The organism is Clostridium sp. (genome assembly GCF_050717635.1).
Classification (GTDB): domain Bacteria; phylum Bacillota; class Clostridia; order Clostridiales; family Clostridiaceae; genus Clostridium_AD.
The window spans coordinates 249,646-264,164 of sequence record NZ_JBOITO010000013.1 but is presented as its reverse complement, the minus strand read 5'-3'; the positions used below and the strand labels follow the sequence as shown (position 1 = coordinate 264,164).

At 31.7% G+C, this 14,519-nt stretch carries 14 protein-coding genes and 1 riboswitch; of the genes, 3 read left to right on the top strand and 11 right to left on the bottom strand.

Going from position 1 to position 14,519, the window contains the following annotated elements; translation table 11 throughout:
- Positions 1-2: 2 nt before the first annotated feature.
- The 4 genes from ACREWB_RS07190 to ACREWB_RS07175 all read right to left on the bottom strand — a co-directional run bounded on the left by ACREWB_RS07190 (position 3) and on the right by ACREWB_RS07175 (position 3,738).
- Positions 3-389, bottom strand: a complete 387-nt coding sequence (locus tag ACREWB_RS07190; protein ID WP_431546784.1) for a NusG domain II-containing protein — start codon at positions 387-389, stop codon at positions 3-5.
- A complete protein-coding gene (locus ACREWB_RS07185; protein WP_431546783.1) occupies positions 373-1,371 on the bottom strand; it encodes an FAD:protein FMN transferase in 999 nt (332 codons plus the stop codon). The genes ACREWB_RS07190 and ACREWB_RS07185 overlap by 17 nt, the downstream gene beginning before the upstream one ends.
- Before the next feature lie 219 nt (positions 1,372-1,590).
- Complete coding sequence (locus tag ACREWB_RS07180) at positions 1,591-2,004, bottom strand: hypothetical protein (protein ID WP_431546782.1); 414 nt, start codon at positions 2,002-2,004, stop codon at positions 1,591-1,593.
- A gap of 153 nt (positions 2,005-2,157) precedes the next feature.
- The gene (locus tag ACREWB_RS07175; RefSeq protein ID WP_431546781.1) at positions 2,158-3,738 is read right to left on the bottom strand and encodes a sodium:neurotransmitter symporter family protein; all 1,581 of its coding nucleotides are present in this window, start codon (positions 3,736-3,738) and stop codon (positions 2,158-2,160) included.
- Between the two features lie 647 nt (positions 3,739-4,385).
- Here ACREWB_RS07175 and ACREWB_RS07170 point away from each other — a divergent pair.
- The 3 genes from ACREWB_RS07170 (at position 4,386) to ACREWB_RS07160 (ending at position 6,944) form a co-directional block, all read left to right on the top strand.
- The gene (locus ACREWB_RS07170; protein WP_431546780.1) at positions 4,386-4,967 is read left to right on the top strand and encodes a 5-formyltetrahydrofolate cyclo-ligase; all 582 of its coding nucleotides are present in this window, start codon (positions 4,386-4,388) and stop codon (positions 4,965-4,967) included.
- Between the two features lie 42 nt (positions 4,968-5,009).
- A complete protein-coding gene (locus tag ACREWB_RS07165) occupies positions 5,010-5,738 on the top strand; it encodes an HAD-IB family hydrolase (protein ID WP_431546779.1) in 729 nt (242 codons plus the stop codon).
- Positions 5,739-5,867: 129 nt separating this feature from the next.
- A complete protein-coding gene (locus ACREWB_RS07160) occupies positions 5,868-6,944 on the top strand; it encodes a GGDEF domain-containing protein (protein WP_431546778.1) in 1,077 nt (358 codons plus the stop codon).
- A gap of 60 nt (positions 6,945-7,004) precedes the next feature.
- On the opposite strand, the gene ACREWB_RS07155 is transcribed toward ACREWB_RS07160, so the two are convergent.
- From ACREWB_RS07155 to ACREWB_RS07125, 7 genes are all read right to left on the bottom strand, one after another.
- A complete protein-coding gene (locus ACREWB_RS07155; protein ID WP_431546777.1) occupies positions 7,005-7,310 on the bottom strand; it encodes a hypothetical protein in 306 nt (101 codons plus the stop codon).
- 129 nt (positions 7,311-7,439) lie between these two features.
- A complete protein-coding gene (gene ribH, locus ACREWB_RS07150; RefSeq protein ID WP_431546776.1) occupies positions 7,440-7,901 on the bottom strand; it encodes a 6,7-dimethyl-8-ribityllumazine synthase in 462 nt (153 codons plus the stop codon).
- A gap of 61 nt (positions 7,902-7,962) precedes the next feature.
- Positions 7,963-9,165 carry a bifunctional 3,4-dihydroxy-2-butanone-4-phosphate synthase/GTP cyclohydrolase II gene (locus ACREWB_RS07145; RefSeq protein WP_431546775.1) on the bottom strand — a complete coding sequence of 401 codons (1,203 nt, stop codon included), beginning with the start codon at positions 9,163-9,165 and terminating at the stop codon, positions 7,963-7,965.
- Between the two features lie 51 nt (positions 9,166-9,216).
- Complete coding sequence (ribE, locus tag ACREWB_RS07140) at positions 9,217-9,867, bottom strand: riboflavin synthase (RefSeq protein WP_431546774.1); 651 nt, start codon at positions 9,865-9,867, stop codon at positions 9,217-9,219.
- 56 nt (positions 9,868-9,923) lie between these two features.
- The gene (ribD, locus tag ACREWB_RS07135) at positions 9,924-11,021 is read right to left on the bottom strand and encodes a bifunctional diaminohydroxyphosphoribosylaminopyrimidine deaminase/5-amino-6-(5-phosphoribosylamino)uracil reductase RibD (protein ID WP_431546773.1); all 1,098 of its coding nucleotides are present in this window, start codon (positions 11,019-11,021) and stop codon (positions 9,924-9,926) included.
- 247 nt (positions 11,022-11,268) lie between these two features.
- Positions 11,269-11,381: riboswitch (FMN riboswitch) on the bottom strand.
- A gap of 61 nt (positions 11,382-11,442) precedes the next feature.
- Entirely contained in the window at positions 11,443-12,645 is a 1,203-nt protein-coding gene (gene megL / locus ACREWB_RS07130) for a methionine gamma-lyase (RefSeq protein ID WP_431546772.1), read from the bottom strand.
- A gap of 267 nt (positions 12,646-12,912) precedes the next feature.
- Entirely contained in the window at positions 12,913-14,484 is a 1,572-nt protein-coding gene (locus ACREWB_RS07125; RefSeq protein WP_431546771.1) for a sigma 54-interacting transcriptional regulator, read from the bottom strand.
- Between the last annotated feature and the right edge of the window lie 35 nt (positions 14,485-14,519).

The following is a 14,519-nucleotide window of genomic DNA, read 5'->3' as shown; positions in this document are numbered from 1 at the left end:
TTTTAATAAGTGGCACCATCAATGCCAGTAATATCTTCTCCATTGATACTAATCGTAAGTTTATTAGGTAAGCATATAATAAGTTTTCCTGGCTCTGAAATGGTTCCTATTTTAACACACTCTTTATGTAAACAATCCGATTCTTTTACACGAATACTGCCATGTTTAACCAATATAATATTGTAATGGCCATTTTCTGTTTTTATAGTAATTTCTTCTTCTTCTACTACTTTATTCAAATCAATAGTTCTAACTATCTTACCATCACTCTTAATAACCGCAATTTTTTCTGATCCTTTAATTACATTTTTGTATATTAAAGTAGCCCCAAAAGTAATTATCACAGTAATTAAGAGTACTATTACAACTATCTTATCGCCCTTCTTCATATGTAAACCCCTTGCCTGTTAGTTTAAAACTATCTTTAATACCGCTTGTAACATATATTTTTTTATCGTCTGTTATAAAAATAGCTTCTACGCCTTCTATAGACTCCACTAATTTTTGCGCTTTATTAATTCCCATAATATAAGTACTCGTAGATAGCACATCTCCATCTATTGATTTATCTGATATTATAGTTGTACTTATAATACCATTTTCTGATGGATATCCATTTTTAGGATCAAATATATGATGATACCTTTTGGTACCCACCATAAAAAATCTTTCGTAATTGCCTGATGTAACCACAGACTTATCCGAAACAGTAACAGTACCTAAGTATTTGCCTCGTTCATCTAATGGATTTTGTATGCCTATATTCCACTTAGCTCCATCTTCTTTATTTCCCATGGCATAAATATTACCACCTAAATTTATAATAGCACTGCTAATTTTATTCTCAAGCAAAATACCTTTTATCTCATCAGCTGTATAACCCTTTGCTATAGCACCTAAATCTATAGCTTGGTTAGTTCGTTTTAACTGGGCAGTGGAATTCCCTCCATCTAAAATAATATCCTTATAGTCAACTAGCTTCAATTTCTCAGTAATTTCATCCACTGATGGAACTCTTTCCGCATCTGTACCAATCCCCCATAGTTTTACAATTGGTTCTATAGTTGGATCAAAGGCACCTTCTGTTAATTTACTATATTGAACCGCTTTTTCTATTACGGAATATGTATCTGCGCTTAGTTTCTCACCTGAAACCCCTGCTTTGGTATTTAATTTTGAGATTTCGGAAGTTTCAATATTAACAGACATTTTATTTTCTATTTCTTCTACCCTTTTAATGGCCTTTTCTGTTGCCTCTTCTGCATTTTTACCATATACTTTTAAATCAATAATTGTGCCCATCATGTATATCTTTTTTTCAACAGGTTTAGTATTATTTTTGCAGGCTACTAAAAATATTGAAATTGACAATATTAAGACAAAACAACCTTTTTTACGCCAATTTTTTATTATCTTCACCACCCTATAACATTTTTAAGTACATTATATCATATATACATTCTAAAAAAAATTCTTTCTATAACGTACTTGGTTTAAAAATTTTCTAAAATCCATTTAATATTATAACATACCTAAGTCACATAAAAAAAGTGCTAAAACAAAGTCTCAGCACTTTTAATCATTATTAAATTATGTGAAAAGTTCTTTATGTCTACGTAACTTCACAAACAATATCACAGATAGACTTAACATTAAAATACTTAAAAGAAAAAAAATCATGCTAAATGCTCCAGCTGCGGCCATTGATATATTATATTGTCCAACCATTTCAGCAATTTTATTTGTTCTATCAGAAAGAAAACCTATAGAATATCTTATCCATAGCACTGAAATAGCAAAGGCTATAGGTATTATTGCCATTCCTATTAAATACCCACTTTTTCTCCCCTTTTTCATCCCCATAAGTGCCATAAATATTGGAAGAACAAACAGAAGCGGCATAATAAATCCAGTAAACTGTGATGATAACATTAAAAACAGAGCACATAATAAAGTAAAATATAAGCTAATATTTTTTAGTGTTTCTGATTCATTTTTATTCATAGATATTCACTCTTTCTTTATTTATTCTTTAATACAGTTCTAAGTCCTAGAGATGCTGCAACTATTATTGCACCCCACATTATAATTATAAAAGCCAACGCTTGACCACTCATATTTCTCCTCCTTGTCTTTCTCTAGATTAAGTAACAATTATTACTTTCTTATAAGAACCTTATTCTGTGTAATCTCTTCTCCATAAACGGCTTTTAAACTCTTATAAGTTCCAACAAATCCTAGGATAAATACTAACATTAAAACTACTCTTGCACCGTTAACCCATGGAATTAGCTCTGGTGTTTTTGCTACAAAAGTTGGTATAAATTTAAAATATCCTTCTTGAATATAGGTCCAAGTTGATCCAATTAAAATAACTATTATTACCGCAGGCGTTACAAATTTAATCATAACAGTATATATCCATTTTGGTGCCTGCCAGTATGAGCCATGGTTAATCTCATCTAGTGGATTATCTTTCATAAGCCAACCAGCTACAATTATTTCAATTAGACCCATAACAACTAATAAATAAGTACCAACCCAATTATCAAGTTCCGTAAAATAAGCAAGTTCAGCTGTTTTCGTAAGTATTGGCTCGAGTGCAACAGGTAGACCAACTAATATATATCCAAAGAAAACTATTAAAGATGCCTTCTTCTTTGCCATACCCATGCCTTCCTCGAGTATTGTAACTAAGTAATTATACATTGCAATAGCTGATGTAAACCCTGCAAAGAATAATAACATAAACCAAAGTGTTCCAAGAAGTCGACCACCATCCATAGTTCTAAATATATTTGGTAGTGCTATAAATGATAGACCTATTGATTGACTTAGACCGTCTACACCCATGAATGCATAAGTAATTGGTATTGCAATACTTCCTCCAAGAATTACTTCTGCAAATTCATTTAAGGAAACTGTTGTCATAGCTGATGTTACAATATCATCATCTTTTTTTAAATAAGAAGCATAGTTTTGAATAATCCCCATACCAAGTGACAAAGTAAAGAAAATTTGACCTGCTGCAGCAAGTGCTCCTTTAAAGCTTAAATCTGCCCATCTTGGAGTCCAAAGATAATTAAGTCCCTTAATAGCTGACCAATCTGGATTAACTGGTGATCCTATAGTCAACGCTTTATAAATTAACACAAATCCAAATATATAAAGAGCAGGCATCATTAATTTTGCCCAAGATTCTATGCCCTTTTGAATTCCTCTTGTAACTGCTAGTGCTAAACAGGATAAACTAATGATCCAGAAAGTAAATACATAAACAGGATTTTGTATATAGTTCACAAAAAACTCTCCTGTGCTTACAGCCATATCTGAGTATCCACCAGTGGCAGATAGAACAGCATAGCCCAGGGTCCACCCTATTATGTGATTATAATATGAATTTACGAGTAATGTGACTCCAATAACTAACATTCCACATATAGAACCTAGTATGATTGCTTTTTTAGGTTTAATCTTGTCCCTTGATTGAATATAAATCATAAATCCTACAGTACCATGTCCATATCTTCCACCGAGTCTTCCCATCATCCATTCTACTAGCATTAGTGGAACTCCGATTAAAAGAAGGGCTAGTACATAAGGAATCATGAATGCTCCGCCGCCATTTTTTGCAGCTTGATATGGAAATCTCCAAAAGTTTCCAAGACCAATTGAATTTCCCGCCATTGCTAAAATAAGTCCAATTTTCGAACCCCAGTTTTCTCGTTTTTCAGCCATTATTTGACCCCCTAATTCTTTATTTTTTAAAATAAATATATAAATTATTAATATAATATCAAGTTTATCAGAAAATTGCAAGCATTGTTATTTATTATTCAATTAATTTTATTTTATGTGTTTTCTATATTCTTTTGTAAATAAATATTTTTCGAGAAATAATGCATCTACAACGTGTATATTTCGCTACTTACGTTCTTCTTACGGACATTTTCTTTAATAATTAGTCGATATGATTTTGTAAATTAGATTATGAATATGAATAATATAACATTTTTGCTGTCATAATTTTAACATAGCATTAAATTTATAATCATATTACTTTCATATGTATGATAATAATTATTTTATTATGTGTTGTCTATTCCATTAATTTTACTTACTCAAGTGACTTTAAAATATATAGTGTCATTTATTTATTATTTTTCATATAATATTTTACAACGCTTTATGAATATTAAGGTTTTTTCAACATAATGCTTTTAAATATATAAGTATTATTAAAATAGCATATATAATATTTTATATAATTCAAATAATACAAAATTATATATAATTCTACAAATTGCATATATGAAAAACATATGTTATAATAATCTAAATTTTATTTATACAAATAATTTTTGTTAATCGCTAGGGGGCTACTTATGAAAGATAATCTTAAGGATACCTTAAGAAAGAATATGCTCTACCAAAGAAGAAACATGAAAACCCAAAATGTGAATTCTTTTAGCAATAAAATTATATCAACAATTATGGAACTACCGCAATTTGTAAATTACAAAAATATCATGTTGTACATAAGTTTCAATAATGAAGTGGATACTCATCCTCTTGCCAAATGGTGTTTGGATAATGGTAAAACAGTAATTGCGCCCTATTGCCTGCAAAACCAGCGAAAAATAATACCTTTTGAGATTAATAATCTTACAAATGATCTTACTAAATCTACTTTTGGTGTTATGGAACCAAAACATAATATACTAAAGGAAACTAACATGCGAGATATAGATTTAATAATAGTTCCTGGAGTAATATTTGATATACACTGCAATAGAATAGGCTTTGGTGCAGGATATTACGATAGATTTTTATCTAAAAAAGCAAAAACTACTACTACAATAGGTATAGCATATGACTATCAAATTATTGATAGTGTTCCCACTGATAAATACGATGTTCCCATGGATTTCATAATCACTGAAAAAAGAGTAATATTCCCTAAATAATTCATTACGAAAATATTATTCTAATCTTGGAGGTGGACCCATTTGAAAAAAAGAATAGCTGCTTTCTTTGATATTGATGGTACTCTTTATAGGGAAGGCTTAATAACAGAGTTATTTAAAAAATTAATCAAAAGTGAAATTATAGAAAATGATAGATGGTACAAAGAAGTAAAACCCTACTATGTAAAGTGGGATAAGCGAATAGGTAATTACGACAATTATCTGCTTAAAATGGCCGATATTTATACTGAAGCCATAATTGGACTTCATAGATCCCAAATTGAATTTATTTCAAAGCAAATTATAACACAAAAAGGAGATAGAGTTTACACCTACACCCGTGATAAAATCAAATGGCATAAGGATCAAGGTCACATAGCTATAACAATATCCGGTAGCCCTATCGAACTTGTACGCGATGTGTCTCTAAAATACGGTTTTGATGATTATATAGGAACAAAATATGTATTGAGTGAAAATGATATTTACACCGGTGACATCATTCCCATGTGGGATAGTATTAGCAAACAGACTGCCATAGAAAATTTCGCCTCTGAATATAATATTGATTTGGATCAAAGCTATGCTTATGGAGATACTTCTGGAGATTTTACTATGTTAAAACTAGTTAAAAATCCTACAGCTATAAATCCTACCAAAGAACTACTAATAAAAATTTTACAGGATTCGCAGTTAAAAGAAAAAATTAATATCATTGTAGAGAGAAAAGATGTAGTTTATAAGCTACGTCCGGAACACATTGAAATATAATTTCTGCTTTTTCTTGTTAGTTATTTATAAAACTCTTTAATTTGATAAAAAACTACTATATAATAGTCTTATATAGTAGTTTTTTATTGAGAATCGTATGAAATATCTTATTTTAAAAGGAGCAAAATAATGCTTAGTGATTTATTTGTTAATGGTACAATACTAATTTCCTTTATTTTTATAAGTAGCCAAGTATTCAAAAGAAATTTTCTTAACATATCGGTATCTTATAAGGATAAGTTTTTCTTTGGACTTACACAAGGTATACTAGGTATTATCTTAATGTTATTTACAATCGATATTACCACTGGAGTCATTCTTGATTTTCGTCATATAGCCATAGTTTTAGCCGCTGTTTATGGTGGTGCCTTTGCTTCAATAATTGCTGGAATCACAATTGCAATATTTAGAATAGTTTACTTTGGTGTTAGAACTTCTTCTATAATAGCTGCTATTAGCATGTTCCTTGTTGCTGCTATATGTGCTATAGTATCAAAAGTAAATCTAAATAAATTCAAAAAATTTATCTATATGAACTTTATAAGCTCCATAATTATAAGTGTCACCCTTTTATTACTTATTAAAGATTCAACTACACTTATTAATACCCTTTTACGCTTTTGGCTAGCTTCTCTTTCTATTGGAATTTCAGCCTATTATATTTCTAATTACATGCATACTTCAATTGAATTACTTAATAGACTTAAACAAGAATCAACTGTTGATTTCCTTACTGGTTTAAATAATGTTAGGCAATTCGATAACACACTTAATCAATCCTTTTTAAATGTTATAGATAAAAATGAACGTTTGTCTATTTTAATAATTGATATAGACTTTTTCAAAAAAGTAAATGACACTTATGGTCATTTATCTGGAGATGCTGTATTACAACAACTAGGAACCCTGTTATCTATCTCTAGTAGAAGTTTTGATACTGTATCTAGAATTGGTGGAGAAGAATTTTCTGTTATACTACCTGATTGTCCAAGCCACCAGGCCGTAGAAGTTGCAGAGCGCTTAAGAGTAGCTGTAGAAACCTATAAGTTTATTTTATCAGATGAAGTTAAAATTAATATTACTATTTCTATAGGTGCTGCTACTTACCCAGATAATGTGGCTGATTTAGATAATCTTATTAACGAAGCGGATAACGCATTATATTCTGCTAAACGTACTGGAAGAAATAAGGTATGTCAGCCCTAAATTTTTTCTTCTTTAAATTAAAAAGAATCAGAATAGAAGTATTTAAACTTCTATTCTGATTTATTTTTTGTTAGAAAATCTTTTTTTAGATATTATAGAATAACTAACCCACATAATTAACAAGCTAGCCATAGTTAAATTTGTTATAATATCCTTAAATGCTGGTATTCCTTGACCCAGGAAAGTTCCAAATAACATTATCCCTCCCATTAAAATTAAAACAATCTTATTTAGTTTTATATATTCCTCTTTATTGACACCCTTAAACTTAGCTCCATGTTTCTTTTCAAAATTCAAGCCAGTAACAATAGCTGCAGCACCCATCATAATAAATATAATAGTAAACACACTGTCTCCTAGTCCCATTTTAAATACCCCCTCACACTGTCTTCATGCATATGTATTATATCATAAATATACATGAAGTTGAAAGCATATAGCACCAGTTTTGAGTTCTTATGCAAGGCCATAGGAAAACTCCCATACTTTCTCGACCTATATTTCTTTTAAAAGGTTCGCCATTTCTATTGCAGTTACTGCAGCATCATAGCCTTTATTACCAGACTTAGTTCCTGCTCTTTCAATCGCTTGTTCAATACTCTCAGTAGTAAGTACTCCAAAAATAACTGGAACTTCTGTTTCTAGTGATACAGATGCAATTCCTTTAGTAACTTCACCAGATACATACTCAAAATGAGGTGTAGCACCTCTTATAACTGCGCCTAAACATATTACACCATCATATTTACCAGACTTAGCCATTTTTTTTGCAATTAGCGGCATCTCAAAGGCACCAGGTACCCACGCAATTTCAATGTCTTCTTCCTCCACTCCGTGACGTTTTAATCCATCTAATGCTCCTGATAATAATTTACCACCTATAAACTCATTAAACCTAGCTACTATAATTCCAAATTTTAAACCTTCTGATATTAATTTACCCTCATATATTCTCATTTCATTTCCTCCTATTTATTTATTATTTTTTATATACTCCCTTGAAAAAATAATACTTACCTTACTTTAAGTGAAGTAAATGTCCCATTTTGTTCTTTTTAGTTTCTAAATAAAACTTATTTCTCTCATTATGATTCATCTCTATAGCTACTCTTTCAACTATTTCAATTCCATAGCCAGAAACGCCTGTTATTTTTTTGGGATTATTAGTCATCATTCTTATCTTTTTAGCACCTAGAAGTTCCAATATTTGAGCCCCTATACCATAATCTCGCATATCTACTGGAAAACCTAAAGCTATATTTGCCTGCGCTGTATCCATTCCACTATCTTGAAGATTATAAGCTTTTAGCTTATTAATTAATCCTATTCCGCGTCCTTCCTGTCTCATGTAAACCAGAATTCCGCTTCCCTCCTTAGCTATTGCTTTCATCGCTGCATCATATTGTTCTCCACAATCACATCTACTAGAACCTAACGCATCTCCAGTAAGACACTCAGAGTGAACCCTTACAAGTACAGGTTCATTGCTGTTTATTTCTCCTTTTACTAATGCTACATGATGTTCTCCATTTATTTTATTTACAAATCCATAAATTTTAAATTCACCATATTTAGTTGGCATTTTAGCTTCTGTAACCATTTCTACAAGACATTCAGTTTGTCTTCTATAAGCAATTAAATCAACTATAGTAATTATCTTTAAATTATGTACTTTAACATAATCCATAAGCTCAGGAACCCTAGCCATTGATCCATCTTCATTCATGATTTCACAAATAACACCTGCAGGATATAAGCCAGCAAGCCTTGCTACATCCACTGCTGCTTCTGTATGGCCTGCTCTTTTTAATACCCCACCATCTCTTGCTGCTAGAGGAAATACGTGTCCAGGTCTATTAAAATCTTTTGCAGATGCCTCTTTATCTATCACCTTTAATATAGTAGTTGCTCTTTCTGCGGCAGATATTCCTGTAGTAGTCGTTATGGCATCAATAGAAACAGTAAAGGCTGTTCCATGTACGTCTGTATTATTTGTAACCATTTGCTTTATATTTAGCTTTTCTAATCTTTCTTTAACTATAGGCATACATATAAGTCCACGGGCATGCTTTGCCATAAAATTTATATTCTCTGCAGTAGCTTTTTCTGCCGCTATAATTATATCACCTTCATTTTCTCTATCCTCGTCATCTACCACCACAATCATTTTTCCATTTTTAACATCTTCTAGTGCTTCCTCAATAGTATTAAATTTAAACATATTTACACCCCTTAATTTTTTATAGTTAAATCTCCATGCTGTAACGAAAATTTATGCAAATCCATTATCTCGCAGAAAATCCACACTAATAGGTTTCTTATCATTTGTTGCTTTACCGCGCTTTAACAATTTCTCAACATACTTTGCCATCATATCACTTTCCAAATTAACTTCATCACCTATGCTTTTTATTACTAAGGTTGTTTCGTCCTTTGTATGAGGTATAATGGATACTTTAAACTTTTCATCATCCACGTATGCTACCGTTAAACTAATGCCGTCAATTGTTATTGAGCCTTTATGCACAATATATTTTAATATATCTACTGAAGTTCCTATGGACACCCATGTGGCATTTTCTTCTTTATGAGTGTCCATAACGGTTCCTATTCCATCAATATGTCCACTTACCATATGACCACCTAGTCTATCTGAAAGCCTTAGAGCTCTTTCTAGATTCACCCTGGAACCTGGTTTTAATTTACCTAGATTACTATTTCTTATTGTCTCTGCCATCACATCTACAATAAAGCTATTTTTATTGAATTCTGTTACCGTAAGACATACGCCGTTTGTGCAGATGCTATCCCCTACTTTTGTATCTTTAAGAATGATTTCTGCTTTTATTGTAATTCTAGCTGACTTTGCACCCTTTTGTATGAATTTAATCTCTCCAATTTCCTCGATTAAGCCTGTAAACACCTATTCACAACCTTCCTATCTAGTATGTATCTTAATAATATAATACTTTTTTAGCTCTAAACGTTAGTAACATAAGCCTCTATCATAATGTCTTCGTCAAATCTAGTTACCTGCGCATCCCGAAGAATAATAGAATCACTCACGTTTTTTATTCCCTTTCCTCCTACTGGAGTTTTACCAACAGATCCACCAAATATTTTAGGAGAAATAAACGTAATAACCTTATCCACTATACCTGCTTGTAGCGCAGAATAATTTAAAGTGCTACCTCCCTCTAAAAGAATACTGTCTATTCCCATATCACCAAGTACTATCATAAGTTCATTTAAGTTCACCCAGCCATTTTTACCTTTTGTGACAATAACTTCAGCGCCCTTTTGTTTAATAGCTTCAATTTTATTATCCCGTGCAAACTGCGTTGTTGCAATAATAGTTCTTGTTTTATCATCACACTTTAATATTTTTGATTCTAAGGGTATTCTTGCTTTGCTATCTATAACTATTCTTATAGGGTTTTTACTTATTTTATCTTGTCTTCTTGTAGTAAGTTCAGGGTCATCGGAAATCACAGTTCCGATTCCCACCATGATTCCAGTTACCTTTTGCCTTAATTCATGCACATATGCTCTGGATTTTTCATTACTTATCCACTTTGAATCACCAATAGATGTTGATATTTTACCGTCAAGCGTCATAGCAGTTTTCATTATGCAAAAAGGTTTCTTATGGGTTATGTATTTTATAAATATTTCATTTGTTTGTCTTATTTCCTTGTCCATTATGCCTACAATTACATCTATCCCATTACTTCTAAGAATTTCTATTCCACGCCCTGAAACCTTTGGGTTAGGGTCTACCATACCAACTACAACCTTGGCTATTTTATTTCGCACTATAGCATCTGCGCAAGGTGGCGTTTTCCCATAGTGAGAGCAAGGTTCCAATGTTACATACATTGTTGCACCTTCTACATCGTAGGCGGCATTTTTAAAAGCATTCACTTCTGCATGTGCCCCACCATAATATTCATGATAGCCTTCTCCAATTATTCTATTATCTTTTACGATAATAGCACCAACCAAAGGATTAGGATTTACAAATCCCACAGCTTTTTCAGATAATTCAAGTGCCCTTTTCATATAGTAATTGTCCAAATTATCACCCCTAATACTATAATTAATATTTCATTTGTTAGTATGTATAATTTTATAAAATAAAATCATAAAAATTGATAAAAGCCCTGAAAACAATGTTTTCAGGGCTTAATAAGCTAATTACATATCTAGCTAAATAATCACCTACGGTGATGCTTACTAAATATATTGACTATTTAAATACACAAGCATTCTCATAACTATATACATAATTACTAAATAAAATACTTCTATATCTATCATCACTTTTCTCCTTCTCTCATCCAGACTTTACTGTCGGCTCTGGAATTAAACCAGATCTACCTTTCGGTTCGCGGGCTATACCGCCGGTTAGGAATTAAACCTACCCTGAAGGATTTATTAAATTTTTCAATTTAAGAATACCACTTTGTTATTTTTGTGTCAAGTATAAAATCCATATTTATTTAATGATTAAATTAAGCGCTTGATCTAAATCAGAAATAATATCTTCAACATTTTCAAGACCCACTGCCACTCTTATTAAACCATCCGTTATACCAGCTTCTAATCTTTCTTCCTTAGAATATGGTGAATGAGTCATTGAAGCAGGATGTTGAATTAATGTTTCGGCATCTCCTAAACTAACAGCTATACTGCAAAGCTCAGTGGCATTTAAAACCTTTTTACCTTCCTCAACTCCACCCTTTATTTCAAAAGCAATAACAGCTCCTGGAAGACTCATTTGTTTTTTTCCTAATTCATACTGCGCAAAACTTTTAAGTCCTGGGTAATAAACTTTTTCTACTGCCGGATGAGTTTCTAAAAATTCTGCCACAGCCATTGCATTTTTGCAGTGTCTTTCTACTCTTATTTCTAGTGTTTTCATTCCTCTTATAATAAGGAATGCATCAAAAGGACTTAAATTAGCTCCTGTCATATCCTTAACACCAAATAATCTAACCTTATCAATAAATTCTTTAGATCCAACAGTAAATCCAGCAATTACGTCCCCATGTCCATTTAAGAATTTAGTTCCTGAATGTACTACAACATCTGCACCTAGCTCTAATGGTCTTTGTATGTATGGGGTACTAAATGTGTTGTCCACTATCACTATACAATTTTCTTGTGCGTGGGCAATCTTTGATATTTCCTCAATATCTGTTATAAGGAGTGTTGGATTCGCAGGTGTTTCTAAAAAAATAATTTTTGTATTTTCTTTCATAGCATTTCTAACATTTTCTAGGTTAGAAGCATCAACAAAAGTAACTTCAACACCAAATCTAGAGATACCGTGAGCTAAAAACGCATGAGTACAACCATATATAGTTTGTGCTGAGATTACGTGGTCTCCTGCCTTTAAAGCAGTCCACATAGTTGAAGATATGGCTCCTATGCCTGATGCCATAGACATACATGCTTCTCCACCTTCAAGCATTGCTAATTTTTCTTCTAAAACGGTATTAGTAGGATTCCCGAGTCTCGTGTAAATATAACCCTCTTCTTCTCCTGCAAATCTCTTTCCACCTTGCTCAGCCGTATCAAAAACAAAAGTAGCTGTTTGATGTATTGGTGTAGCTAACGAACCATATTGATCCTTTTTATTTCCACCATGTATTGCTTTAGTTGCAAATCCACTATTACGTAAGTGTTCTCTATTCATTATAACTCCCCCTAGATTTATTATTTCTTCATAATAAATATATAAGCAATTATCTTGCCACTTTTCGTTAATTTTTTTTAAACTTATATTAAAAATCATTTAAGGTGTTTAACTCCAGTTTTATGCATATTTTTTAATATTAAACCATCTTAAAAAATACTAGATTTAAGTTTACTTAAACCACTGGAACTTTTTATAACCACTTCGGGCATGATTTTGTAAATATTTCTTTCCATATGGCAACTATTTTTTACACTTTTTTTATAATTATCTTACTTGCACTTTATATTTTTTAATTTTATTTATAATAGTAGTGTGCGAAACCCCTAAGTCCTTTGCTGTTTTTCTCAAACTTTGATTTTTTAAAAGGGCAGTTACTATAGCCTGCTTTTCACAAATTTCAACAACTTCTTTAAGCTTTAAACATTTAACATCATTTAGATCAATCTTATTTTCGTCGTTACTCACTATTCCAATATCAGTAATAAAATCCCGAGCAGATATGAATTGTCCATCACATAAATTCATAGCCCTCTCTATAACATTTTGTAGTTCTCTTATATTTCCTGGCCAATTATACTTAAGCAATTTATTAATAAAAGAAAGTTCTGCGCCCTTTATTTCCTTATTTAGTCTTTTATTAAATTTAAGTATGAATAAATTTACTAAGGATGAAATGTCCTCTAGTCTATCTCGAAGTGGAGGGATAATTATTGGAATAACATTTAATCTATAATATAAATCCTCTCTAAATTTTCCCTCATGAATCATCTCTTCTAAATTTCTATTAGTAGCCGCAATTATTCTTACATCTACGTTTTCTTCTTTCGTACTACCAATCTTTCTAATTACCCCTTCTTGAAGAACTCTTAAAAGCTTCGCTTGTAACACCATAGACAGTTCTGCTATTTCATCTAAGAATAAGGTTCCACCGTCGGCTTCTTTAAAAATCCCATCTTTTCCGCTATTCATTGCCCCTGTAAAACTTCCCTTTTCATAACCAAAAAGCTCACTCTCTATTAAGTTATCTGGTAGAGCAGCACAATTTATAGTTACAAATGGTCTACTTTTCCTTTTACTTAAGCTCTGAATTGCCTTTGCAAATAACTCTTTGCCTGTACCACTTTCACCTCTAAAAAGTATAGTTGAGTCACTCTTAGCTACAGTTTGGACTATTTTTTTTACACTTTCAATTTTACTGCTATTTCCTACCACTTCCTTAAATGCACCTTCAGGAGTTCCAGCAACAACATTTGCAAGTTCTATAGCCTTATGCATATCCTTAATAGATGCAACTGCCCCTATGGTAATATTGTTATCATCTATAATTGGTCTACCAGATGTTAGGTAATGTACCTCTCCTCTTTCTGTTTTTATATTAACTTCTGCGTTATCATACTTTACTCCGCTATTTATAAGTTTTACAGCTGGGGCATCCCCACCTATTAATTGTCTAATATCTGTAGCTATAACCTCTTCCTTCTTACAATGAAATACTTTTTCGCAATAGCTATTGAAGATATCTATTCCAAATTTCTTATTTATAACCATTATTCCTTCATCCACTGAGTCTAAAATAGCTAAAAGCTTTCTTTCATTTTCTTCATAATTAAGTAAGTTAATTTCATTAACCTCAACAACATCTTCTATTGCACAAAGCTGGCTTTTCAAGGTTTCCTTGTTGATATCATCCATATTTTGCATCTTAACGTAAACTTTTTTAGGAAACACTTCTACCGAAAGGAGGTTTATTTTCGCCTGATAGATTTTCTCTAGTATTAATACAGTTATACCCAATCTATCTTCCGTTATTATTTCGAATCTAATATTTTTCTCCATGTTGTCTCCTCCTAACTTACTATTCACATAAAATT